This is a genomic window from Deinococcus apachensis DSM 19763 (assembly GCF_000381345.1).
Taxonomy (GTDB): domain Bacteria; phylum Deinococcota; class Deinococci; order Deinococcales; family Deinococcaceae; genus Deinococcus; species Deinococcus apachensis.
Genome location: NZ_KB906402.1, coordinates 156,315 through 179,266 on the forward strand (window position 1 = coordinate 156,315; position 22,952 = coordinate 179,266).

At 70.3% G+C, this 22,952-nt stretch carries 26 protein-coding genes; 13 read left to right on the forward strand and 13 right to left on the reverse strand.

The window, feature by feature from the left end; genetic code table 11:
* Positions 1–250: 250 nt before the first annotated feature.
* The 4 genes from F784_RS0110515 to F784_RS0110530 all read left to right on the forward strand — a co-directional run bounded on the left by F784_RS0110515 (position 251) and on the right by F784_RS0110530 (position 1,723).
* The gene (locus F784_RS0110515; protein WP_019586692.1) at positions 251–547 is read left to right on the forward strand and encodes a hypothetical protein; all 297 of its coding nucleotides are present in this window, start codon (positions 251–253) and stop codon (positions 545–547) included.
* A gap of 349 nt (positions 548–896) precedes the next feature.
* Positions 897–1,058, forward strand: coding sequence for a hypothetical protein (locus tag F784_RS26125; RefSeq protein ID WP_157465175.1), 162 nt, complete (start codon positions 897–899; stop codon positions 1,056–1,058).
* A 137-nt stretch (positions 1,059–1,195) separates the two neighbouring features.
* A complete protein-coding gene (locus F784_RS22910; RefSeq protein ID WP_019586694.1) occupies positions 1,196–1,393 on the forward strand; it encodes a hypothetical protein in 198 nt (65 codons plus the stop codon).
* 126 nt (positions 1,394–1,519) lie between these two features.
* The gene (locus F784_RS0110530) at positions 1,520–1,723 is read left to right on the forward strand and encodes a hypothetical protein (protein ID WP_157465176.1); all 204 of its coding nucleotides are present in this window, start codon (positions 1,520–1,522) and stop codon (positions 1,721–1,723) included.
* Between the two features lie 4 nt (positions 1,724–1,727).
* On the opposite strand, the gene F784_RS24585 is transcribed toward F784_RS0110530, so the two are convergent.
* Entirely contained in the window at positions 1,728–2,297 is a 570-nt protein-coding gene (locus tag F784_RS24585; protein WP_019586696.1) for a hypothetical protein, read from the reverse strand.
* A 302-nt stretch (positions 2,298–2,599) separates the two neighbouring features.
* Between F784_RS24585 and F784_RS0110545 the strand changes: the two genes are divergently transcribed.
* Both F784_RS0110545 and F784_RS0110555 read left to right on the forward strand, forming a co-directional pair.
* Positions 2,600–2,938, forward strand: coding sequence for a hypothetical protein (locus F784_RS0110545; RefSeq protein ID WP_019586698.1), 339 nt, complete (start codon positions 2,600–2,602; stop codon positions 2,936–2,938).
* A 187-nt stretch (positions 2,939–3,125) separates the two neighbouring features.
* Positions 3,126–3,419, forward strand: coding sequence for a hypothetical protein (locus F784_RS0110555; RefSeq protein WP_019586700.1), 294 nt, complete (start codon positions 3,126–3,128; stop codon positions 3,417–3,419).
* A 103-nt stretch (positions 3,420–3,522) separates the two neighbouring features.
* Here F784_RS0110555 and F784_RS0110560 read toward each other — a convergent pair whose 3' ends face one another.
* Positions 3,523–4,053: a RusA family crossover junction endodeoxyribonuclease gene (locus F784_RS0110560; protein ID WP_245557821.1), complete on the reverse strand. Its 531-nt coding sequence runs from the start codon at positions 4,051–4,053 to the stop codon at positions 3,523–3,525.
* A gap of 57 nt (positions 4,054–4,110) precedes the next feature.
* Here F784_RS0110560 and F784_RS0110565 point away from each other — a divergent pair, with 57 nt between their 5' ends.
* From F784_RS0110565 to F784_RS0110575, 3 genes are all read left to right on the forward strand, one after another.
* Complete coding sequence (locus F784_RS0110565) at positions 4,111–4,431, forward strand: hypothetical protein (protein ID WP_157465177.1); 321 nt, start codon at positions 4,111–4,113, stop codon at positions 4,429–4,431.
* Positions 4,432–5,784: an amidase gene (locus F784_RS0110570; protein ID WP_019586703.1), complete on the forward strand. Its 1,353-nt coding sequence runs from the start codon at positions 4,432–4,434 to the stop codon at positions 5,782–5,784.
* Between the two features lie 159 nt (positions 5,785–5,943).
* On the forward strand, positions 5,944–6,321 hold the full coding sequence (locus F784_RS0110575; protein WP_019586704.1) for a hypothetical protein: 378 nt from the start codon (positions 5,944–5,946) through the stop codon (positions 6,319–6,321).
* A 65-nt stretch (positions 6,322–6,386) separates the two neighbouring features.
* On the opposite strand, the gene F784_RS22920 is transcribed toward F784_RS0110575, so the two are convergent.
* Together F784_RS22920 and F784_RS22925 are read right to left on the reverse strand one after the other, a co-directional pair.
* Positions 6,387–6,917 (reverse strand): hypothetical protein, encoded by a 531-nt coding sequence (locus F784_RS22920; protein WP_019586705.1) that lies wholly within the window; start codon positions 6,915–6,917, stop codon positions 6,387–6,389.
* Positions 6,898–7,425, reverse strand: coding sequence for a MarR family winged helix-turn-helix transcriptional regulator (locus F784_RS22925; RefSeq protein ID WP_019586706.1), 528 nt, complete (start codon positions 7,423–7,425; stop codon positions 6,898–6,900). Before F784_RS22925 ends, F784_RS22920 begins: the two co-directional genes overlap by 20 nt.
* Before the next feature lie 540 nt (positions 7,426–7,965).
* On the opposite strand from F784_RS22925, the gene F784_RS0110595 reads away from it, so the two are divergent.
* From F784_RS0110595 to F784_RS24595, 4 genes are all read left to right on the forward strand, one after another.
* The gene (locus F784_RS0110595; RefSeq protein WP_019586708.1) at positions 7,966–8,730 is read left to right on the forward strand and encodes an SDR family NAD(P)-dependent oxidoreductase; all 765 of its coding nucleotides are present in this window, start codon (positions 7,966–7,968) and stop codon (positions 8,728–8,730) included.
* A 59-nt stretch (positions 8,731–8,789) separates the two neighbouring features.
* Positions 8,790–9,158 carry a VOC family protein gene (locus F784_RS22935; protein WP_019586709.1) on the forward strand — a complete coding sequence of 123 codons (369 nt, stop codon included), beginning with the start codon at positions 8,790–8,792 and terminating at the stop codon, positions 9,156–9,158.
* A 201-nt stretch (positions 9,159–9,359) separates the two neighbouring features.
* Positions 9,360–9,731, forward strand: coding sequence for a cation transporter (locus F784_RS0110605; protein ID WP_026332405.1), 372 nt, complete (start codon positions 9,360–9,362; stop codon positions 9,729–9,731).
* Positions 9,732–9,787: 56 nt separating this feature from the next.
* Positions 9,788–11,296: an MHYT domain-containing protein gene (locus F784_RS24595; protein WP_019586710.1), complete on the forward strand. Its 1,509-nt coding sequence runs from the start codon at positions 9,788–9,790 to the stop codon at positions 11,294–11,296.
* Positions 11,297–11,300: 4 nt separating this feature from the next.
* Here the strand turns inward: F784_RS24595 and F784_RS0110615 are convergent, their stop codons facing one another.
* From F784_RS0110615 to F784_RS0110655, 9 genes are all read right to left on the reverse strand, one after another.
* Positions 11,301–12,440 (reverse strand): MFS transporter, encoded by a 1,140-nt coding sequence (locus F784_RS0110615; protein WP_019586711.1) that lies wholly within the window; start codon positions 12,438–12,440, stop codon positions 11,301–11,303.
* Positions 12,441–13,211, reverse strand: a complete 771-nt coding sequence (locus F784_RS0110620; RefSeq protein ID WP_019586712.1) for a sugar phosphate isomerase/epimerase family protein — start codon at positions 13,209–13,211, stop codon at positions 12,441–12,443. It lies immediately after the preceding gene.
* On the reverse strand, positions 13,208–14,302 hold the full coding sequence (locus tag F784_RS0110625; protein WP_019586713.1) for a Gfo/Idh/MocA family protein: 1,095 nt from the start codon (positions 14,300–14,302) through the stop codon (positions 13,208–13,210). Before F784_RS0110625 ends, F784_RS0110620 begins: the two co-directional genes overlap by 4 nt.
* Before the next feature lie 63 nt (positions 14,303–14,365).
* On the reverse strand, positions 14,366–16,495 hold the full coding sequence (locus F784_RS0110630; protein ID WP_019586714.1) for a glycoside hydrolase family 3 N-terminal domain-containing protein: 2,130 nt from the start codon (positions 16,493–16,495) through the stop codon (positions 14,366–14,368).
* Positions 16,496–16,502: 7 nt separating this feature from the next.
* Positions 16,503–18,362, reverse strand: coding sequence for a glycoside hydrolase family 3 protein (locus tag F784_RS0110635; RefSeq protein ID WP_019586715.1), 1,860 nt, complete (start codon positions 18,360–18,362; stop codon positions 16,503–16,505).
* A 66-nt stretch (positions 18,363–18,428) separates the two neighbouring features.
* Positions 18,429–19,769, reverse strand: a complete 1,341-nt coding sequence (locus F784_RS0110640; protein ID WP_019586716.1) for a GH1 family beta-glucosidase — start codon at positions 19,767–19,769, stop codon at positions 18,429–18,431.
* Between the two features lie 29 nt (positions 19,770–19,798).
* Positions 19,799–21,049 carry a GH39 family glycosyl hydrolase gene (locus F784_RS0110645; RefSeq protein WP_019586717.1) on the reverse strand — a complete coding sequence of 417 codons (1,251 nt, stop codon included), beginning with the start codon at positions 21,047–21,049 and terminating at the stop codon, positions 19,799–19,801.
* Positions 21,050–21,051: 2 nt separating this feature from the next.
* Entirely contained in the window at positions 21,052–21,924 is an 873-nt protein-coding gene (locus tag F784_RS0110650) for a carbohydrate ABC transporter permease (protein WP_019586718.1), read from the reverse strand.
* Positions 21,925–21,948: 24 nt separating this feature from the next.
* Positions 21,949–22,929: a carbohydrate ABC transporter permease gene (locus tag F784_RS0110655; protein ID WP_019586719.1), complete on the reverse strand. Its 981-nt coding sequence runs from the start codon at positions 22,927–22,929 to the stop codon at positions 21,949–21,951.
* Positions 22,930–22,952: the final 23 nt, after the last annotated feature.

Genomic DNA, 22,952 nt, shown 5'->3' on the forward strand with positions numbered 1-22,952 from the left:
GCGCCATGAGCTTGACCTCGACGGCCACCCGATGAACTCAGGGCCTCTCAACACGGGTTGCCCGGTCGCGCCCGCCGGGGAGCTGGCCATGAGGGACGGTTCGGGTAGGTGACGCGGCACTTTGGGAGGGGGGAAGTGGAAGGGTCAGGGTCATAAGAGTTCCTTCGGTCAGCGGGGGGCCCCCAGCGCCTGAAACCTTTTGAAGGCATCCCGCAGGTAAGCGGCTTGGCATCTGCCTACCCTGAGCGGCATGAATTCCCTGACTGCGGGCATCTTGGGCGAGGTATGGGCGCTGCTGAGAGAGGCGAAGTGCGAGCTGATTCTGACTCAGGAACGGGGACCTGTGGGTCAGGTTCTGGAGTGCATTACCATCGCTCACTACGGGGCAGTCATCGGGCAAGGGCGTGACGCCCATCTCCGGAAGGCCGCCGCTATGGCGTTCATTGAAGCCGTCCAGCACTTGTCGGCTGGCGCTCAACTCGACTACCTTCCCCACTCCGCGACGCCGTTCGGCAGGGTCAGCCAGACGGGCCTCCATCCAGGTTGACGCCCCCCTGGGAGAACCCGTCCCCTTATGTGCATTCACCAGAAGTTCGTCTGGGCCCGCGTCCAGTCGTGCCTGCTCATGCCCGGCTGAGCCATTCAGCTGCGAAGTGGCCGTCGCCCCGCACTCGATATGGAACCCGGCCAGGGAGGAGCACAGGACGTCCGGGCGTTCCTCTCCCCCCGTGCGCTGCTGCCCGTGCTTGGCGGGGTAGTCCAGGGCGGTGAGGGCTTTCGCCAGCTCGCGCTCGCCACTCGTCTCCTTGCGGCAGGCGTTCGTGGGCTTCTGGCCAGCCGAGGCGGCGTGGAAATCTTCACAGCCTGAGGGATTAAGAGAAACTAAACTCTTACTCATGGAGACTAAAGGGGAAGTGGTGGCAGTTTCGATGGGGGTCGGGCTGCTGTTGGGGCTGGTGGTAGGCGTCCTGTTCGGCGATGCCAATACGATGACGCCGATGGGGACCGCTCTGGGCGCCGTGGTTGGTCCCTTTCTCGCGGTGAAACTGCCGTACTGACGTCACGACACCTCCAACAGCCTCAGCGGCCCGCTCTGCCCCTTCAGGCGCGAGGCGGGCCGCCGCCCGTCACGCGATGATCTTCGGCGGAATCTCGTCATGGCCTGGCGTGACAAGCTTCCTGCTGTCGCTCGAACATGGAGTCGAGAGCGGACTACCCGACCTTTACCGCCCAGGAGATCGTCACCGCCATGCGCGAGCGTGGCGCCCGACACCTGGCTACCACCATTCGGCACCACGTCGTGACGGCGATGGGCCGCACGGCTGTGGGCCGGGTGGCCGGGAACTACAACGACCTGGAACGCGTGATGCGCGGCCGCTTCCTTTTGCTCTGAACCCACAACGCCGGTCCCACGCCTGCTTCGCATCTGTCGCGAATCATCCGGAAGGGTGGTCACGCGGCCCCTAGGCAGAGCTGACCAACGGTCAGAGCGGATGTGGTACTGAAGTACATGCAGACCATGCGTCTCCCTGACGGCCACATCCTGGACATGCGGCTCGCGGAGGGCGGTGTGTGTATCCGGCTCCATCCCAGCGTGCGCCCGCCGAGCCTCGGTGACCGCCTCGTCTTCGACTCGCTGGGCGCCTGGGTGGTCGTCGAGCTCCTTCCCGTAAAGGGAGAAGCGGTGGAGGTGCTGGTCCAGATCACCCGGAAGGTGGGGTAGCCCGTCACCGCCCCTCACCCCCTTGGCTCGCAGCCGCGGCAAGGGCAGTGATGGGGGTCCTCTCGTACAGGGCATGCACCACTGCCTGGTGCTTCTCGAAGGCCGCGTTCTCCGCGTCCCGCCGCTGCTTTCCACGCACCCCGTTCAGCAGGTGGCTGTGGTCCAGTTCCCACTGGTAGAGGTCGCTCAGGTGATGCCGCCACGGGTCGTGGTCGGTCATGCCCGCCGCGTCCGGGTGGGGCGTGAGGGTCAGGTTGTACGCCTCGACGTACTCGGCAACCTGCTTCTCCACCCTAGCCTGCCGCGTCTCCTGCGCCTTTCCTGCCCGGTCCTGCGCCACCCGGGCACGCTCCTGGGCACGGGCAAACACCTCGGACATCTCGGCGTGTTCCACGCGGTCACGGAAGTAGAGCTTCATGGGGGCGTCGAGGCGGCGATCCCGGCGCCCCACGCGCATCTCGTTGGGACGCTCGGCGTCGTGCTGGCCCAGGAGGTCCCGGATCATCGCGGGCGTCCAACCGCGTTCCTTCAGCTCCTGGGTGGAGTAGGTGGGGCGCTTCTTGCCCCCCGTCACGCCTTCCCCCTGAGGTCCCGGGTGGTGAGGGTCTGGCTGGCCTGCGGGCCGCTCTGCCGCTCACCGTGGCGCTTGCCGTCCACACGGAGTTCGTAGCGCAGCACCTTTCACCCGTTCTCTGACGGCTGCTCCCAACAGCGGAGAATCCCAAACCTGTGGCCGCCCCCCACCGCTTGGCTGATGCAGCCGTTGGAGCGGCTCACGGCCTGGGTGATGAGTCCCCCCAGGACCGTGCGGTTGGCGTATCGCTGGTAGGCACAACCGCCCATGACCACGCCGGGGGGAGCTGGTATGAAGGGCACATGAACACGCAGCGGCATCCACGCAAGGATGAATGGCAGCGTCTGGTAGACGTGAGCGACACGCTGATCGTTGTTGGCCTGGCGGGCGGGCTGTACGCCCTGATCACGGACCGCACGATCTTGTGGATGGCCGCCGGTCTCTTGCTCACCACCAGCCTGGTGTTGCTGCTGTACGTGCATCACTCCCGCCAGCGCCAGGCTGGCCTCAGAGGTTGGGCGGCCCTGCTCGCTGTCCCGCTGGTTCTGCTGCTGGGTGCCGTCATCGAGCGGGAGGGTTATCAGATCCTTCTGCTCGACCAGGAGCCCTCCTGGGTGCAGGCCAGCGTGCAGGGGAGCTGAGCGGGCAGTCATGACCCGCTCCACGGGGCCGTTTATCTCCACCTGAGCGTCGGGGTGGGCTGGGAGGCGAGGGAGCTGGCCCGCGCCCTCTCGCCGCACTGGCCCTCCTCGCGGGAGTTGACGCGCTTCTTGGTGGGAGCGGTCATGCGGCCCTCCACTGGACCCGGCAGAGTGATACAAGGGTCTTATGCGCCGCCTCAAACCTCTCCAGGTGGTTGGCATTCTCTACGCCGTTGCTCTGGTCGTCAGCTTCCTGCTGTTTCGCGGTGACCCGAGCGAGGCCAGGACGTTGTGGGCTGGGGCAGTTCTGATCGGGCTGGTAGGGCTGCTCGTGTCGTTCCTCTTGTTCTACCAGGCTCGTCAGACCTGGCGGGCAAACCGGAAGGGTTGGGCGTTCCCCCTGGTCCTGCTGAGGCTCTACTGGCTGTTCCGCACAGTCGGGGTGACGGCCGACGCGGTGAGCACTGTGCTCTCTCGGTAGAGGACTCATTCCTCACCCCCTGCGCGGGCAGCCAGGGCGAGTAGACGCCCGGGCAGCGTGGTCGCCCAGGGATTTGCGGTCATCTGGGTGTCGTCATTCGTCGTCATGGTTCTCCAAACAGCACGTTGCCGATGGGGACGATCTGCACGACCATCCGGCCGCCCGGGGTTGGCTCGCCCCGCCGCACGATCAGCTCGTCGATCAGGCTGTCGTCCGCCCAGACCTGAGCGTGAGTCAGGGCGTCCTCCAGCGCTTTCGGGAGGTTGCTGAGATCGCGGGCGCGCTTGTCGGGCGGGCAGGCGGTGAGGGTCAGCGCGAGGCGGGCGCCCGGCGGCGTGGTGTAGGGCGCGTGGGAGCGGTAGGCGTTCATGGCCTCACGCACGGCCCTCCGGTACGCTCTCCCCTCCTGGCTGAGCAGCACGCGGGCGGTGTAGGGGGGTGCGCCCGGCTTCTTGGGTTTGCAGGGGACCACGGTCGCGCGCCAGATGCTGTTGAGGGAGGGCGGCCAGGGCAGGGCGAAGAGGAGGGCGCCGGGCAGAGTGGCGGGGGCAATGTCCGGCACCTGCGGTGCGCTGGGCGGGGGCGGGAGTGTTCGCTGCGGTGTCCAGCCCCAGCCGTGCCCGGGTGACTTCACGCACGACCTGGTCGGGGATGCGTGAGAGGTACGCCTCGGCCGCCTGGCGCGTCGGGAATGGGTTCACGTGATCCTCTTCAGCACGCCGCTCGGCACGACCGCCGTGTACCCGTCAAGGAAGCGCACCAGCAGGTGATCGACCGGGCGACCTATGATCAACGGCGGGCAACCCTGACGGCCCGCCTGTCCTCGCTGGCGGCCCCGCCAACTCCCGCCCCGGCGAGCATGCCGCCCCAGCACGAGCTGGCGGCGGCCGTGCGGCTGAGCACCAACGAGGAGCTGGCTGAGGTGCTGGATCTTCTGGAGGTGGAGATGGTGGTGGGCAACTCGGACGTGCGTATCGTGAGCTTCAGGCCCGTTTTGGGGCAAGGAGGATGAATGTCAGCAACAGACGACGTGCTGTTCCTGCCCATCGCGGAACTAGGCAGGCGGTACCGGGACGGCTCCCTCTCCCCCACTACGGTCACGCGCCTGACGCTGGAGCGCATCGAACGCCTCGACCCGACCCTGAACGCCTTCATCACCGTCACGGCGGAGCGGGCGCTCGCGGGGGCAGCTCGGGCTGAAGAGGAGTTGCGCGGCGGCCTGGACCGGGGACCGCTGCACGGCGTTCCCATCGCGCTCAAGGACCTCGTGGACATGGCGGGTGTGCCCATGACCTGCGGCTCGCGGATTCTGGCGGACCATCTGCCCGAACGGGACGCGGCCATCACCGCGCGGCTGGAGGCCGTGGGCGCCGTTCTCGTCGGCAAGACAAACATGCTGGAGTTCGCGTACGGGATCGTTCACCCGGACTACGGGCAGACGAACAACCCCTGGGACAGGTCGCGCACAGCGGGTGGGTCGAGCGGGGGCTCGGCGGCGGCGGTCGCGGCGGGGCTGTGCTTCGCGGCGGTGGGGACGGATACCGGGGGCTCTATCCGCATCCCCGCGAGTTACTGCGGGGTGGCGGGGCTCAAGCCGACGTACGGGCTGGTGGACCTGGAGGGTGTCTTTCCCCTGTCGTGGTCGCTGGATCACGCGGGGCCGCTCGCGCGCACGAGCGACGACGCGCGGTTGTTGCTGGAGGCGCTGACGGGGCGCTCCTTCGTGCTGGAGCGGGAGGTGCGCGGGCTGCGGGTGGGGGTGTTGCGGGCGCATGCCGGGGGGGAGGAGGTGGAAGCCGGGGTACACGAGGTGTTCGAGCGGGCCTGTGCGGCGTTGCATGAGGCAGGGGCCGTCCTTGCCGACGTGGAGGTGCCTGACCTCGACCTCGCGGACGCCGCGCTGCTGAACGTCCTGCTTCCCGAGGCGAGCGCGGTTCACGCCCGCTGGCTCTCGGAACGTCCCGGGGATTACGCCCCCGCCACCCGGACGCAACTCGAACTCGGCTTCGCGGTGCCCGCCGTGACGCACGTGCGCGCCGGGCAGTACCGCCGCCACCTCAGCCGCCAGTTCGCGCGGGTCTTCGGGGAGGTCGAGGCCATCCTCACGCCCACGGCCCCCTGGGTCGCGCCGCACGAGGACCCGGCGGTGGCGGGCGACGAGGGCGCGGCGGAGGCCCGGCGCACGGGGCCGCACAACCTCACCGGGTTCCCGGCCCTGAGCGTGAATGGCGGCTTCGGCGCAGGGGGGCTGCCGGTCGGCCTCCAGATCGTGACGCCGCCCGGGCAGGACGGCCTGGCGCTCTGGCTGGGGGGGAGGCTGGAGGAGCTGCTGGGGAGCGTGAGGCTGCCGCCGGGGCCGGGCTGAAGGTGGGGCTGTTCCCGCGCGGGCATGGGTCACCCGCTCCACAGATGGGACGGCGTCCGGTGGCGGGACGTTGAGCGTGAAGGTCCCGTGTTCCCCGGCGGCGCGGACCTATGTGCCGACCCGGAGGTTCCTCAGACGCGAAACCCTTATCGTCAGGGCATGGACGAGTTGCTGCGGCGGTGGGCGGAACTGGAACCCGGGGCGTTGGGGGAACCGGCGGGTGGGCGGCGAACTGGCGGGGGACTGAAGGGGGCGCCGGTCCCGGTATCCCCGGGGGAGGCGGACGAGCCGGGGGGCCAGGGGAGGCTGCTGCACGCCCTGTGGGATGTGGTCGAGGCGCGGGGATGGCGCTGGGTGATGCTGTTCGCCCCGGTCGAGGAGGACGCGCCGCCGTACCTGGCGCGCGTGTCGACCCAGGGGACGGGCGAGGGCCAGACCCGGCGGGGCAGGACACCCGGGCACGCCCTGCTCGCGGCGTATGTGGCCCTGCTCGAACGCCAGGCGGGGAAGGTCAGCCGGGCCGGAGGAGGGGCCTGACGCCCCGGGCGACGACCTCCCGGGCAGGAAAGGAACAGAAGGGGCCACTGATCGGCCGCCTCCCCTCACCGCGCCCAGGGTGTGCGCCCCCACGGCCGGAACACCGAAAGGACGGCGGCGAGGGCGAGCAGCAGGAACGACACCGCCGGGGGGAACATCAGCAGGACCGGCAGCCTGCCCAGCCCGTCACGGGCGGGCTGGGCCTCGGCGGACGTGAGGGGGGGTAGGCGCCCGACCAGCGGCAGCAGCAGGAAGAACACCAGGGCGGTCATGACCAGGGCCAGCACCAGCTTGACGAGCACCCACCAGTGGCGGGTCAGGCCCCACGGGGTGCCCCACCCCAGCCCCAGGCCGGTCACGAGCACGCCGAGGCCGAGGGGCGGCACGGCGGCGGGCACGATCAGGCCCACGCTGGCGTAGCCGCCCAGCGCCGCGACCGGGTCGCTCGTGGTGCGGGCGTGGTGCAGCAGCACGAGCAGCGCGATGTCCACGCCCATCCAGCCCACCCCGGCGACGAGGTGCAGCACCAGCAGCGCGCGGCACACCCCGGGGGCCAGGTGGAGGCGGGCCGAACGTTCAGGGGCAGGACCCGGCATCTTCCGCACCCGCGGGGAGGTGGGGAGCGGCCGTGGCCGCGGGGGAAGCGGTGCCTGACCCCACTTCAGCCGTGCCCGGGTCGCGGACGTTGGCCTGCAGTTTCGCCAGCAGCAGGCGCAGCGTGTGGACTTCGGCCTCGCCCAGCCCCGCGCGCAGCCCCCGGTCGAAGGTGGCGGCGGCCTCCCGCAGCCGGTGAAAGGCCGCCTCGCCCTGCGGGGTGAGTTCGACGATATGCACGCGACGGTTGGCGGGATCGCGGCGGCGCGTGACGAGCCCGCCCTCCTCCATCGCGTTGAGGTGATGGGTCAGGGTGGCGCCCTGGATGCCCACGCCCGCCGCCAGTTCCCGCTGGCTGGCCCCCGGGTGGCGCCTCAGGGCCAGCAGCACCAGCCAGGTGGGCAGCGAGCCCCCGGCGGCACTCAGCGCGTCGTCGAACGCCCGGCTGACCTCGCGCCCCACGCCCGCGAGGACGATGCCCAGGGGAGTCTCTCTCGGTGGCCCCGCCATGCCTCACCTTATCAAAGAGGTAGAGGTCTAATGTATTGATATCTAACGCTTAGAGGTGTAAGGTAAACGTACCTGGGGAGCCGGGCGTTCCGGCGACGTCAGGCACGGGGGGAGCACGATGACGCAGGACGTTCTGAGCCTGGGGCGGGCGTGGGAGAGGGCCGAGTGGCGCGGCGACACCGGGTTTCTCGACGGGCTCCCTACCGGGGACTTCCGGGGGGTCGGTCCGCCGGGCTTCCTCCTCACGAAGCCGCAGTGGCCCCACCGCTCCCGCCCGGGCCACTTCAGGTGTCAGTCGCTGTCCTGGGAGGACGCGGAGAGGCGCCTCTGCGGGGATTGAGTGGCCCTGATCGGGCGGCAGGTGCAGGAGCCCACCCGTCATGGCCGCCCGAGCAATGGGCCGTTTCGCGGCGCACAGGCCTTTGTTCGTCAGGACGAGCGCTGGGCCCTGGCGGGGATGCACCTGAGCCCCATCGCCCCGCCACCCCACGGGTCCGGGAGACGAACCGCGCACGATCACGCCGCAACGGTGGAGGCAAGATGGACAACAGGTCGCTGAACGGCAAGGTGGCCCTGGTGACGGGCAGCTCGCGCGGCATCGGCGCGGCCATCGCGCGGGAGTTCGCTCGGCACGGCGCCGGGGTGGTCCTGCACGGGCGGGACGAGGCGGCGCTGGAGCGCGTGCGGGCGGACATCGCGGCGGCGGGCGGCCGGGCGATCTGCGTGGTCGCCGACGTGACCCGCTTTGCCGAGATCGAGGCGATGCGCCGCCGGGCCGAGGCGGACCTGGGGCCGGTGGACATCCTGGTCGCCAACGCGGGCGGGAGCTTCACGCCGCCCGCACCCCTGGAGGACATCAGCGAGGAGGGCTGGCACGCCGCGGTGAACGGCAACCTCACGGCCACCTTCCTGACCCTCAAGAGTTTCCTGCCGGGGATGAAGGCGCGCGGGTCGGGCAGCATCATCACCCTCTCGTCGTCGGCGGGCAGGCAGCCGCACCCGGGGGCGCCCATGCCGTACGGCGCTGCCAAGGCCGGAGTGCAACTCCTCACCCAGGACCTCGCCGCGCAGGTGGGGCCCTGCGGCATCCGCGTCAACGGCATCGCGCCGGGAACGATCCTTACGGAGCGCAACGAGGCCCGTATTCCGGAGGAGTTGCGGGGAAGGTGGACGGACGCCCATCCCTTAAGGCGGCTGGGCACCCCGCAGGACGTGGCCGACGCCGCGCTCTACCTGGCCTCGGACGCGGCCGGGTGGGTCACGGGCGTCATCCTGGACGTGGCTGGTGGGGCCGTGCTGCGCTAACGGCGGAACAGACCTCGCCCTTCCTCTTCGCGGGGACCTCTTCCCCGAAAGGAGCAGGCATGCGGCTCAACCATCTCGACCTTCAGGTGTCCGACGTTCAGGCGGCACGGGTCTTTTTCGAGACCCATTTTGACCTCCAATGCGTGTATGCCAGGGGCTCGCAGCTCGCCTTTTTTGGGGACGACACCGGGTTCTCGTTCGGGGTGAGCAACCTGAATGGGCAGTCCGGCCGTCCCAGCTACCCGCCGGACTTCCACATCGGGTTCATCCTGGAGGAGGCCTCGCAGGTCGAGGCCGTCTACCAGAGGCTCAGGAGCGCGGGGGTGGAGACGCTGTCGGCGCCGCGCGAGGGCGGCCCCAACGTCTACTTCATGTGCCGGGGGCCGGACGACCTGCTGATCGAGGTGCGGGCGCCCAAATGGCCGTGAGTGGCGGACGCGAGCGGAACAGCCGTGCCGGAGAGCCTCTTCAGCCGCTCCTTTCGCGCGGTTGCGGCCCGGGATGAATGGTTCCAAACGGCAGGGCAAATACCTGAGCGTCTGCTCAGGTATAACGACCGCGGGTCACGCCCCGCCGCACCTGTCCCCTCCCCCACTTCCTGGCCGGACCTGCGTTCCCTCGTGGACGGGATGGACTGCGCCCCGTGCGTGCAGAAGGTCGAGCGGGCGGTGTCGCGCCTGCCCGGCGCCCACGAAGTGCAGCCGAACTTCACCATCCAGACGCTGCGCCTGAACGAGAGCCGGACGACGCGGGCAGCGCTGGAGGAGCTGCCCGCCCTGGGGTACACGACGCACACGTTGACCCCGCGGGAGGAGCAGAGGGAGGCCGCCCCGGCCCTTCCCGCGCCGTCCCCTGGCACCACAGCGCCCAGGGGCGGCTGGTGCTGGTCGGCGGCGTGCTGCTCGTCCTCGCGTGGGGGTTCTGCAGCGGGACTGAGTGGCGCCCCACTGACCTGGTTCGGCCCCGTTCGGCGCCCCACCTCCGGTTTGATGAAGCCCTGATTGACGGAAAATTCCCATTGTGAGCGGGCCTGGAGGTTTAGCTTAAGTTCGACTTCATGCCTTCCCTGACGCCCACCTACCAGCCCGAGCTTGTGGCGCTGTCCTTTCTGATCGCCTGCCTGGCGGGGTACGCCACACTGAGCCTGGCGGCGGGTGCCGGGGCGGCGCGGCGGGCGTCCTGGGTCTGGCTGGGCGGGAGCGCCCTGATCCTGGGGTTCGGCATCTGGGCCATGCACTTCATCGGGATGCTGGCCCTGAAGGCTCCGGTCCCGATGGCCTACGCGCTGCCCACCACGCTGCTCTCGTGGCTGGCCGCCGTGCTGGCCGCTGCGCTGGCGCTGCATTTTGTCCACCGCCGGGAGGTGGGCCCCCGGGAACTGATGAGCGGGGGCGTCCTGCTGGGGCTGAGCATCACCAGCATGCACTACCTGGGGATGCACGCCCTGCGCTTCGGCGGGCACGTGGAGTACGACCCGTGGGGGGTGGCGCTCTCGGTGCTCGTCGCCGTGGGGGCGGCGACCGCCGCGCTGTGGCTGGGGCTGCGGGTGCGGGTCACGGCTCCCACGCATCAGGAGCGCTGGCGGTTGGGCGGCGCGATGGTGCTGGGCCTCGCCATTGCCAGCATGCACTACACGGGGATGCACGCGGCGCACTTCCATCTGGACGGCATGGCCGCCGGGGATACGACTGGCGTCTTGTCGAGCGTGGGGCTGGCGCGGAGCGTGGCCCTGGTCGCCGTCACCCTGCTGGGCATGGCGGTGTGGGCCCTGCTGATGAACGAGCGGATCACCTCGCACGTCGCCCGCTCGGCCGAGCTGCAGCGGCTCAACGGCGAGCTGGAGCGCCGGGTGGCCGAGCGCACCGAGGCACTGGAACACGCCCACGCCGAACTGCTGGCCTATGCCGTCGCGCTGTCCCACGAACTCGCCGAACCCACCCGCCGGGCAGCCGGGGTCACGCAGCTCCTGGAGCGGACCCTGGGCAACACGGCGGACCCCCGGGTGCAGCGTTACCTGGCCCTGCTGCGGCAGGAGGTGGACAGCATGGGCACCCATGTGGCGCAGCTCCGGCAGCTCCCCTTCTTTCAAGGCACGCCCGCCCGGTTCGAGGAGGTCTCGCTGGGAGTCCTGGTCCGGCAGGTCCGCAGCGACCTCGAACCCCTGCTGCGGGGACGGCGGGTGCAGTGGAACATGGACGAACTGCCCCGGGTGCGCGGGGACATCATGTTGCTGAGGCTGGCTCTCACGGAGGTGTTCGCGGCGACGCTCGACGCCGCCGGGAACGTGCCCCAGCCCCGAATCGAGGTGTGGGCCGAGCGGCAGGAGGGCGAGGTTGTGGTGTCTGTCCGGCACACCTGCCCGGCGGACGGGGCGGACGGCGCAGTTCCCTCCCCCCTGCGCGCCGGGGAGCGCATCGGCCTCGCCAGCGCCCGGCGCATCCTGCACCAGCACGGCGGCAGTCTGGAGATGGAGCCCGGCCTGATGCGGATGCGCCTGCCCGCCGACCCTGCAGTGAAGGTCCGGCAGGGGGACGGCGCCGGGGCGGCGGCTTACCAGCCCGCCTGAGGGATCACGAGCGCAGCGCCCGCCGCAGCCCGAGGGCGGTGGCGAGGCACAGCAGGGTGACGCCGAGCAGCGTGACGGGGATGGCGGGGGCGCCGTACACGTCCTTGAAGGCGCCGACGACCGGGGAGAACAGCACGGGGCCGAGAAACGCGCTGGCGAAGACGAGGGTGGTGACCCCACTTCCGGGCAGGGTGCGGGCCAGCCACACCAGACCGGTCGTGAACACGGGCGCGAGGAAGAGCCCGGTCAGGGTGTAGGCCGTCGGCGCGGCGACGGGCACGCAGGCGAGGGCGAGGCTGGCGGCGGCCAGCACCAGCGAGACGGTCACCAGCCGTGCGGGCTCCAGCCGCAGGGCCAGCGCCGCCGAGACCAGGCGCCCCACCGTGAAACTCACCCAGAACAGCGCGGTGAGGGACGCCGCACTCGCGGTCGTGAGGTCCAGAACGCCCTGCAGGTGCGTGACCTCCCAGGCGCCGACGCCGCCCTCCACGGCGACGTAGGTGAGGAACAGCCCCACGAAGCCGAGCAGCAGGGCGCGCGACCGCCCAGTGGCCCTGGCAGCCGGGGTGACCACGCCCCCCGCAGCCCCACGCAGGGTGAACATCAGGGGCAGCAGCCCGGCCGCGAGGGCCGCGCAGCCCAGCAGGGGTCGGTGGAAGTCGCCGCCCGCGAGGCCCACCGCCAGCGGCGCGAGGACGGCCCCGACGCCGAAGCTCGCGCTGAGCAGGTTGAGCATGGAGGCACTGCGCTCCCCGTAGGCCGTGGAGAGCCACACGTTGGTGGTAAGGTCCAGCACCCCGAAGCCCAGCCCGAGCAGCCCCGACGAGGCGAGCGCGAGCCCGAAGGTGGGGGCGAGGATCAGCCCCAGGCACCCGGCGGCGAGCAGCCCCAGGGCCAGCGCCGCGCGCCGGGGCGGCGGCCAGGACCGGGAGAGCCCGCCCGCGAGCAGCACGCCCGCAAAGGCCCCCGCCGAGTTGAGGCTCAGCAGCAGCGAGGCCCCCTTGCCGCTGAGGTGGAAGTGCTCGCTGAGGGTGGGCAGCGCGGGACCCAGGATGGGATAGAGCAGCCCCAGCAGCAGGAAGTTGCCGAGGCCCGCGGCGGCCAGCCGGCGCGGCGGGAGGAGGGCGGCGGCCGTGGAGGCCACCTAGGCAGGGGCCGCGGCGCCCAGGGTCCGTTGCAGCCAGAGGGCATTGGCCGCCGCGCTCACCACCGGGTCACGCTGGCAGTGGTCCTGCTCCACGATGAGCCACTGCACCCCCGCCTCGGGGGCGGCGGCGAGCAGGCCAGGCAGGTCCACCTCCCCCTGGCCGAGTTCGACCGTCTCGCGCGCCCCGGTCACGTCCTTGACGTGCAGGAGGGGCACCCGGCCCGCATACCGGCGGAGGTAGGCTGCCGGGTCCACCCCGCCCGCGTGCGCCCAAGCCGCGTCGAGTTCCATCAGGACCGTCGGGGCCCGGGCGAAGAGGCGGTCGAGCGCGTATTCGTCCCCGTGGCGGGCCTCGAACTCGAAGACGTGGTTGTGGTAGGCGAACCTCAGGCCCTGCGCCTCCGCCCCGCGCGCCCAGTTCTCCAGCCGGGCGGCGAACTCGTCCCAGCGCCCGGCGTCCTGCGCGACCGCCGGATCGATCCAGGGGCAGACGGCGTAGTCCGCCCCGACCTCCCGCACCCCGGTGAGTGTGCCCTCGAAGTCCCTCTCCAGGTCCGCGGCGCCCACGTGGCAGGCCGCGGCGCTCAGGCCCTCGCCGTCCAGCACCTCGCGCACCTGGCGGGCGGGCAGGCCGCCGAAGCCCGCGAACTCCACCCCGCGGTAGCCCATCGCGGCGACCTGGCGCAGCACGCCCAGGATGTCCCCCTGGACGGCGTCCCGCACCGTGTACAGTTGCAGCGCCACCCGGTCCAGCAGGGCACCGGTCACCTCAACACCTCCTCGCCCGCGGCCACGGGCAGCGCCTCCGGCCTCCCGGGCCGGGACTCGATCTCAATGTGGCGGCCCGCCTCGGAGGCGTGCAGGCTCGCGTGCATGACCTCCAACACATGCAGGGCGAGGTCGCCGCTGGCCCGGTGGGGCCGCCCCCTCCCCAGGGCCGTTCCCATGTCGGCCAGCCCGATGCCCCGGCTGTTCTCCGCGAAGGGGTGGGTCAGGGGGAGGGTCTCCCACTCCTCTTCCAACATGCGCCGAACCCTCACCGGCCCGCCGAAGGTGTTGGGGTCGGGGAGGCTGAGGGTGCCCTCCGTCCCGTAGATCTCGATGCGGGGCACGTCGGCGGCCCAGACATCGAAACTGGTGACGAGGGTGGCGACGGGACCGGCCTCGAAGTCGAGGACGCTCGCCACGTGGGTCGGCGTGTTCACCGGAATCCGCCGCCCAGACGGGTCCGTCCCCACGACCCGCTCGGGGAGGGAGGCGCGGGCCGAGGACGTGACGCGGCGCACCGAACCGAGCATGTTCACCAGGGCGGTGAGGTAGTACGGCCCCATGTCGAACATCGGCCCCGCACCCGGCTGGTAGAAGAAGTCCGGGTTGGGATGCCAGCGTTCCGGCCCGTGGCTCAGCATGAAGGCGGTCGCGGCGACAGGCTCACCGATCAGGCCGTCGTCCAGCGCCTTGCGGGCGGTCTGGAGCCCCGCCCCCAGGAACGTGTCGGGCGCGCAGCCCACCCGCAGGCCCCGCTCGGCGGCAAGGTCGATGACCCGCCGCCCGGCCGCAAGGTCCGTGCCGAGGGGTTTTTCCGAGTACACGTGCTTGCCCGCCTCCAACGCGGCGAGCGACACGTCCGCGTGAGCGGCGGGCACGGTGAGGTTGAGCACCACGTCCACGTCCTTGGCGGCGAGGAGTTCGTCCAGCAGCAGGGCGCGGGGGACGCCGAACTCCTCCGCCCGGGACCTCGCCCGGTCGGGGTCGAGGTCGCTGATCGCGGTGACCTCCAGCACGGAGAACTTCGAGGGGGCCTTCAGGTAGATCGGGCTGATATTTCCGGCACCGACGACACCGACACGCAGTTTCATAGGATCACGCTCCCTGGGGAATGGGGGAAAGAGGCGGGACGGGGCCAGCGTACAGCCCCCTCCTCACGGCAGGTCCGTATTCGTATGGAGGTCCCCGACGCGGATCTCCGCCCCGCCCGCCGGGAGCAGCCCCCGGGGCAGGGGCAGAGCGACGTTGCGTGTCTCGCCGGGTTGAAGGATGATCCGCCCGAACGTGGCGAGTTTTGGGGGGGCGCCAGCGCCCCGTGGCCGGGCGAAGGCGAGGACGGTATGCGCCCCCGCGACCTTCCCGCTGTTCGTCACGTTCACCGTGATCCTGTCACCCGCCGCCTGAAGCCCGCTGTAGGTGAAGGTCGTGTAGCTCAGGCCGTGGCCGAAGGGGTAGAGCGGCGTGCCCGGTGAGGAGGGCGCGTCGTATGGGCCGGGCACCTGCGCGAGCGTTTTCGGCCAGGTGAAAGGCAGGCGCCCGCTCGGGTTGATGTTGCCGTACAGCACGTCGGCTACCGCCCGCCCCCCCTCGCTGCCGGGCAGGTAGGCCATCACGAGGGCGGCGAGGCGGGTGCGTATGTTTTCAGGCAGGATGAGGGGCCGCCCGGCGAGGAGGACGGCCACGACGGGCTTTCCAGTCGCCACCGCGTCCCGCAGCAGGGCGAGGTCCGTGTCTGGGAGCGTGAGCGGTGGATTGTCCGCCTCGCCCTCCGCGTGAGGCGGCTCGCCCACGACGACCACGAGGGCGTCGGCGGAGGGTCTGGCGGGCACGGAGGTGCTGTAGGCGAGTTTGGTCCCGGGGGGCACGACGGCCTTCATCCCGTTCAGCACGGTGACCGCCCGCGTGCTCTCCCCTTCCGGGAGCCCCTGCCAGCCGATGGTCCAGCCGCCGAGCTGGGCGCGGGGGTCGGCGGCCCGCTCCCCCACCACGAGGACGTTTTTCACCGTCTTCCCGAGGGGCAATGTCCGGCCATCCGTGGCGAGCAGGGTGACCGACTCACGTGCGGCCCGCAGCGCGAGGTCCTGTCCAGCGGTCACGGCGGCCTGCGCCCCGGCCGGGTCCACGTATGGCCGCTCGAACAGGCCCAGGCGAAACTTGAGGTCCAGAACGTGCCCGGCGGCCTCGTCGATGCGCGGCACCGGCACCTCACCCGTCCTTACCAGGTCGAGGACCGCCTCGGTGAAGCCCTGCGCGTCGTGGGGAACCATCGACACGTCCACGCCCGCCATCAGGGCCAGCCGCACCGCTTCCCGGTCCGTCGGCGCGACCTTGTAGACGGTCTTGAGCTTGGTCACGTCCTCCCAGTCGGAGATCGTGACGCCCGTGAAGCCCAGTTCCTTGCGCAGCACGTCGGTGAGGAGCTTCCCCGAGGCGTGGGCGGGCACCCCGTTCACCGAGCCGCTGTTCACCATGACCGACGCCGCCCCCGCCGCCAGGCCCGCCTGGAAGGGCGGCAGGTGGACGGCGCGCAATTCCGTGTCGGTGATGCGTGCGTCCGCCCGGTCCTTGCCCCCGAGGGGTGACCCGTACCCCGTGAAGTGCTTCAAGGTCGCGGCGACCGAGTTCGGGCCGAGCGTGTCCCCCTGCTGCCCGCGCACGTTCTCGGCGACCATCGTGGAGGCGAGGAGGGGGTCCTCGCCCCAGGTCTCGTAGAAGCGGCCCCAGCGGGGATCGCGGCCCATGTCGGCATCTGGGGCGAAGTTCCAGGTGATCCCGGTGGCCCGCAATGCCCGCGCCGTCACCGTGCCGATTTGGCGGGCGAGTGGCGGATCGAAAGTCGCGCCCAGGCCCAGATTGTGCGGGAAGATCGTCGCGCCGATGACCGTGTTGTGCCCGTGGACGGCGTCGATGCCGTACAGGATGGGAATTTTCAGGCGGGAATGCTCTATGGCGTAGCGCTGGAGGTCGTTCGTCATGCGCGCCCACGCCTCCGGGGTGTTGGGCACGGGGGCGGCGCCGCCGCTGCTCAGGAGGGACCCCACGTGCCGCTGGGCCAGGATGTTCTCCAGCCATTCGGGGTTCAGCGGGCCGCGGTCCCACTCGCCCTGGCCCATCAGGCGCAGCACGTCGATCTGCGCGAGCTGGCCGACCTTCTCCTCCAGCGTCATGCGGCCTAAAAGGTCCTCTACGCGGCGCTCGGTGGGCAGGCTGGGGTCGAGGTAGGGCGCGGTCTGGGCGGCAGCAGGGGCCGCGAGGAGCAGGGCGGTCAGGAGGGTTTGGTGCATCGGGCTCCTATGGGGTTGGAGAGAGGGGGGGGATCTCCCCGGACACCGGGGTGAGCCCCGCCCCGATCTTCCAGAGGTTCTGGCTGGTCGCCGTCCGGGCCACATCGGCCTGCGAGAGCGGCCAGTCGAAGCCCAGGCGGCCCGTGAAGGGGGCGGCCCCGCACAGCACCTCGGCCACACCGTCTCCCTCGGTGCCCGGGAGCCAGGCGGCGACGAAGGCGTCCCAGTCCGGCACCTGCTCGGTGATCACCAGGGGGCGACCGGAGAGGAGCACGACCACCAGCCGGTCGCACTGCTGCCGGACGCGGGCGAGAAGCGCGAGGTGTTTGGGCGACAGGCGCAGCTCCCGGCGGTCCCCCATGCCCTCGGCATACGGCTCCTCGGCGAGGACGGCCAGGCCGACCGGGTAGCGGCTGCTCGTTTCTCCATTGGGGACGTAGTGGACGCGGGCGGGGTGTCCGAACTGGCGGCGCAGGCCCTCCAGGATGGTCGTGCCGGGCGTGGTCGGGCCGTGCCCGCCCATCCAGGTGATCGTCCAGCCGCCGCACTGGGCGCCGAGGTCGTCCGCCGCCTCCCCCGCGACGAGCAGGGCGGGCAGGTCCGGGGACAGGGGCAGGACGTTCCCCTCGTTCTTGAGGAGGACCAACGACTTGCGGACGGCCTCGCGGGCGACGGCGCGGTGTTCGGGGCAGCCGACCAGGGACAGCAGCGCCTCGTCGGTGGAGGGCCGCTCGAAGAGGCCCAGCGCAACTTTGGCGGTCAGGATGCGGCGCACGGCGTCGTCGATGCGCGCCCCGCTCACGCGCCCGGCCTCCACCTCCGCGCGCAGGGTGTGGATAAAGCGTTCGTAGTCGAAGGGCACCATCACCATGTCCACGCCCGCGTTGACCGCGTCCGCCACACAGCTGGCGTAGTCGCCGGGATGAAGCTGGTCGATGGCCTCCCAGTCGGACACCACGAAGCCCTGGAAGCCCAGCTCGCCCTTGAGCACGTCGGTCAGCAGGGAGCGGTGCGCGTGCATCTTGAGCCCCTGCCACGAGCTGTAGGACGCCATGACGTTGAGCACCCCCGCCTCGATGGCCGCCCGGTACGGCGGGAGGTGGACCGAGCGCAGCGTCGCCTCGTCGATGGGGCTGTCCCCCTGGTCGATCTGCCAGGCGCCCTGGTTCAGCAGGCTCCTCATCCCCTCCCCCGTCCGTGCCAGGGCGAGTGTGTGGTCGAGGGTGACCCCCAAGCGGTTCACCCGGGTGGAGGTGCCGAAGGCGGTCGCCCCGTCCGCCACGTAATGCTTCACGCTGGGGAGCACCGAGGTCGGGCTGTCCCAGCCCTCGCCGCGCAGCCCCTCGATGTAGGCGACGGCGAGGTCGGACACGAGCGCCGGGTCCTGGCTGTAGCCCTCGTAGGTCCGGCCCCAGCGCAGGTCCTGCGGAAGGCTGACCGCCGGGGCGAAGTCCCAGCGGACGTTCGTCGCCGCGACCTCCAGCGCCGTCGCCCGGCCGATGCGGCGCACGAGGTCGGGGTCACGGGTCGCCCCCAGCCCGATGTTGTGCGGGAAGATGGTCGCCCCCACGACGTTGTTGTGGCCGTGGACCGCGTCCACCCCGTACAGCAGCGGAATGCCCACCGGCGAGGCGAGCGACTCGCGGATGAAGCCCGTGACCATCTCGCGCCACGCTTCCGGCGTGTTGGGCTTCGGGCTCCCCCCACCCCCGCTGAGCACCGAACCCAGGCCCAGGCGGGCCACGTCGCCGCGGCGCACGCTGTTCTTCTCGGCCTGGGTCATCTGCCCGATCTTCTCGCCCAGCGTCATCTCGCCGAGCAGGCGCTCGATCAGGGCACGGTTCTCTTCGCTGAGGGGATGGGTCATGCGGGGCTCCTTCAGGGGCGACCGGGCTGGACAGGGACCCTTCCAACCCGGCCCGGCACAGCGGAGTCAGTCGGTGGCGGACAGGAGTACACCTTCGGACTGCCCGGTGAGAAGCCCCTGATACCACAGCGCGCTGTCCTTGAGGACCCGGCGCTGCGAGGCGTAGTCCACGTACACCAGCCCGAAGCGGCGGCTGTACCCCCAGGCCCATTCGAAGTTATCCATCAGGCTCCAGGCGAAGTAGCCGCGAACGTCCACACCGTGTTGGGCCGCACGGGCGACAGCCTCCAGGTGCGACTCGAAGTAGCGCACCCGCTCCGGGTCGTGGACGCGGTCCCCGTTCGGTTCATCCGGGTACGCGGCCCCGTTCTCGGTGATGAAAAGCGGCGGCACGGCGTAGTCCTCCTTCAGCCGCACGAGCAGGTCCGTCAGGCCCTGGGGGTACACCTCCCAGCCCATGTGGGTGTAAGCCGAGTCGGCGGGCCGCACGCTCCCATTCGCGCTGTTCACGCCCCGGCTGTAGTAGTTCACGCCCATGAAGTCGAGGGGCCGCGCGACGCAGGCGAGGTCGCCCCCACGCACCTCGGGCACGTCCGCGCCGTACGCCGCCCAGATGTCGTCGGGGTACTCGCCCTTCAGCAGGGGATCGAGGAACCAGCGGTTAAAGGTCCCGTCGGCGTGATGGGCGGCGGCCACATCCTCGGCCCGGTCGGAGGCGGGGTATGTGGGCTGGAGGTTGAGGACAATGCCGAGTTCGGCGTTACCCACAACCTCCCGCATCGCCGACACGGCTTCCCCGTGCCCGAGAAGCAGGTGGTGGGCGGCGGCCAGGGCGAGCCTGCGGTTTCGCAGGCCGGGCGCGTGTTCCCCGATCTGGTAGCTGAGGATGGAGGAGCACCACGGCTCGTTGAGGGTGGCGTAGCTCGTCACCCGGTCCCCCAGCCGCTCGGCCACGAGGCGGGCGTACTCGGCGAAGCGGTGCGCGGTGTCGCGGTTGGCCCAGCCCCCGGCATCTTGCAACGTCTGCGGCAGGTCCCAGTGGTAGAGCGTGGCGTAGGGCTTCAGGCCGCGCTCCAGCATCCCGTCCACCAGGCGGTCGTAGAAGTCGAGCCCCCTGGGGTTGACGGCTCCCCTCCCCTCCGGCTGAATGCGCGGCCAGGCGATGGAGAAGCGGTAAGCGTCGGCGCCGAGGCTCTTCATCAGGTCGAGATCCTCGGCCCAGCGGTGGTAGTGGTCGCACGCCACGTCACCGTTCGTGCCGTCGAGAATCCGGCCCGGCTCGCGGCAGAAGGTATCCCAGATGGAGGGGCCGCGCCCGTCTTCCCGGGTCGCCCCCTCGATCTGGTAGGAGGACGTGGCAACGCCGAACACGAAATTCTCGGGGAAATCCTTGCGGGTGATGGTCATGGAGCAGGTCCTCTGAACTGGGGAGGGAATTACGGGAGGCGCTTGTAGACGAGCCGGGTAAGGGAGCGTCCAGGCAAGTCGAGGGTGGAGCCAAGCTTCAGCCGAATGAAGTCCGCCTCGTCCTGCACGGTCTGTTCAGTGAAGGTCTTGGCGCCGATCAGGGTGTACCCGGGCATGGCGGTGGTGATCTGGTGGGTGTCAGTCGCTGTGTTCGTGACGAGCAGGGTGCGGAGGCGGCCATCTTCGGCGAGGTGCGGCCACAGGGCGGGGTCACTCGACTGCACGGGCAGCGCTGTCCCCCGGAAGTGCCGCAGTTGCTGGAAGGCGTACAGCGTGGGGCGTGGAATGCCCGCAAGGTCCACCAGCCCGTGATTCCCCGCCGCGATGAGGGCGAAGTAGTTCGTCACGTTCACGCCCGCCTCGGCCAGCCGCAGGTCGGCCTCGGCGGCCCACAGCGCCCCCACCTGATCGGCGAGGTGGCGGGGCCGGTCGCTGCGCCAGGACAGGCCGTATTCGGTGACGCCGAGCGGCACGTCCCGGGTGTGGCCCAGGGGGTTGCGCTCCGGGTCGCGCAGCAGGTCACGCACGATGCTGACGTGCTGCGTCACCGTCGGCGCGGTCGCCAGCGCCGCCTCGTCCGTGGCCGTGCCGTCCGTCGGGTACTCGTGCCAGGTCAACAGGTCCACCACGTCGCCGCAGCCCTTGACGAAGCCCTCCAGGAAGGGCAGGGTGAGGTTGGAGATCGCGGGACCGGCAAACTTCGCCGCCGGGTCCACCTTCAGGATGGCCCCGCGTTGGGCGCGGAAGACCTGGCAGTACCTCTCCGGCGTCCAGCTCTGATCCCCGCGATTTTTGGAGTACAGGTCGGGCTCGTTGCCGATCTCCCAGTAGGTGACCTTCAGGCCGAGGGCTTTCGCGTCATGTGCCGCCTGCGCGGCATCCTCGGGGCGGTTGCGGGCCTCCGGGCGGGTGGCGAAAACCCTGGTCTGGACGATGGCGGCGGTGTTCCCTCCCGTCAGGCCCAGGTTCCCCTTGAAGTACACCAGCGCCTTGTCGGTCAGGTCGTTCTCGTCCCCCACGTTCCCGCCCGGGAAGCGCAGGGAGGTGGGGGCGACGGAGCGCACCGGCTCCACGGCCTCCGCGACCGACATCTGCCAGCTCGTGTTGAAGCCGTTCACCGCGAGGGGGGCGATGGGAGTGCCCGGACCGGTAACAGTCAACGTGGCGGGGGCGGCGGACGCGGTGGCGCTCAGGAGGAGGGGGAGCAGGAAACGCCGCACCCTCACCCCTTGAGCGAGCCCGAGGTCAGCCCCTCGATGAGCTGCCGCGAGAAGAACACGAACACGATCAGCAGGGGCAGCACGGTCAGCGCCACGCCGCACATCAGGGCGCCCCAGTCGGTATTGGCGATCCCCTGCAGGCTCCGCAGCGCGAGCGGCGCCGTATACGTCTCGGCGGTGCGGAAGATGATGAGCGGCCCCACGAAGGAGTTCCACGAGTTCACGAACGTCACCAGGCCGAGGGTGGCAAGGGCGGGTCCGCATAGCGGCAGGATGATGCGCCGGTAGATGCCGAACTCGCTGGCCCCGTCGATGCGCGCGGCCTCCACGAGTTCTTTTGGAATCGCGCTGCCGATGTACTGCCGCATCAGGAAGATGCCGAACGCACTCGCCATGCCGGGCACCCACAGGGCGCGGGGCGTGTTGATCCAGCCCAGCGCCTGCATAATCAGGGCGAAGGGCACGATGTTCAGCGCGCTGGGGATCAGCAGCGTGGCGAGCACCACCCCGAAGAGCCCTTCCCGGAAGCGGAAGTTGTACATGGCGAAGGCGAAGCCCGCCAGCGAGCAGAAGAACAGCGTGGTGACCGTACTCATGAGCGCGAGGTATAGGCTGTTCCAGAGATTGCGCCAGAAGGGCAGGCGTTCGAGCAGGCTGTCGTAGTTGCGGCCCGCCGCCTCGCCGAACCAGGTGGGCGGCGGGATCTGGAAGATCTCGGCGCGGGTGTGCGTGGCGAACACGAACATGAAGTAGAAGGGCGCGACGGTCAGCAGGGCGCCCAGGAAGAGCAGGGCGACCGCGGCCCAGCGGCTGAGTGGTCGGACCGTGCCGCGCGGGCGGACCGGGGACTTTACGGTGGGGGTGGCAATCGCCACGTCAGTTCCTTTCCGGGACGCGCATCAGTCGGCCCTCGCCAGGCCGCTGCGGCCGAAGAGGCGGTTGTTCACCAGGGTCAGCACGCCGATCACCAGGAAGAGCAACCACGACATCGCCGCCGCCAGCCCCGCATCGCTGTAGAAGTTGTAGGTGCGGTACATATACATGACGGTTGTCAGGCCCATGTTCCCGATGCCGCCCGAGTCGCCCGTCAGGATGTACGGCTCCTCGAACAGTTGCAGGTTTCCGATCAGGGTGAGCGTGATCGCCACGAACATGATCGGGCGCAGCAGCGGCAGCGTGATGAAGCGGAACTGCTGCCAGGTCGTCGCGCCGTCCACACTGGCGGCCTCGTACAGGTCCCTGGGGATGCTCTGGAGACCCGAGAGATACAGCACGACGTTCCACCCGACGTACCGCCACACGACGACGGTCGCCACGGCGGGCTGCACGAAGCTGCGGTTGCCCAGCCAGTTGACCTTTTCCTCCGGGAAGAGGCCGCCGATCACGGGGAGGTCATGCAGGCTGGACAGGACGGCGTTCACGACCCCGTACTGCCAACTGAACAGGGTGAAGAAGATGACCGTGATCGCCACCACGGACGTGATGTAGGGGGCGAAATACAGGGCGGTGAGGATGCCCTGCATCCGCCTGAGCCCCATGTGGATGGCGAAGGCGAGCGGGATGGCGATCAGGTGCTGCGGGATGCCGGATTCCAGCCCGATGACGATGGTGTTCCTCAGCGACTGCCAGAAGGTCGGGTCGGTGAGGTTGTCGGTGAAGTTGCGCCAGCCCACGAAGTCCATGTCGCCCAGGCCCGCCGCGGGCTGCCACGAGTGGAAGGACAGGTACAGCGAGAACACGATGGGAAACAGGCCGAAGACGGCGAACAGGACGAAAAAGGGGCTGATGAAGATGTACGGCGCGTACCGCCGCTGGAAGTTGTCCCAGCGGGCGCGCGGGGTCAGGCGGGGGTGCGTTCGGGTGGACAGCGGGGCTTGCAAGGCCGGTCTCCTTCTTCACGAAA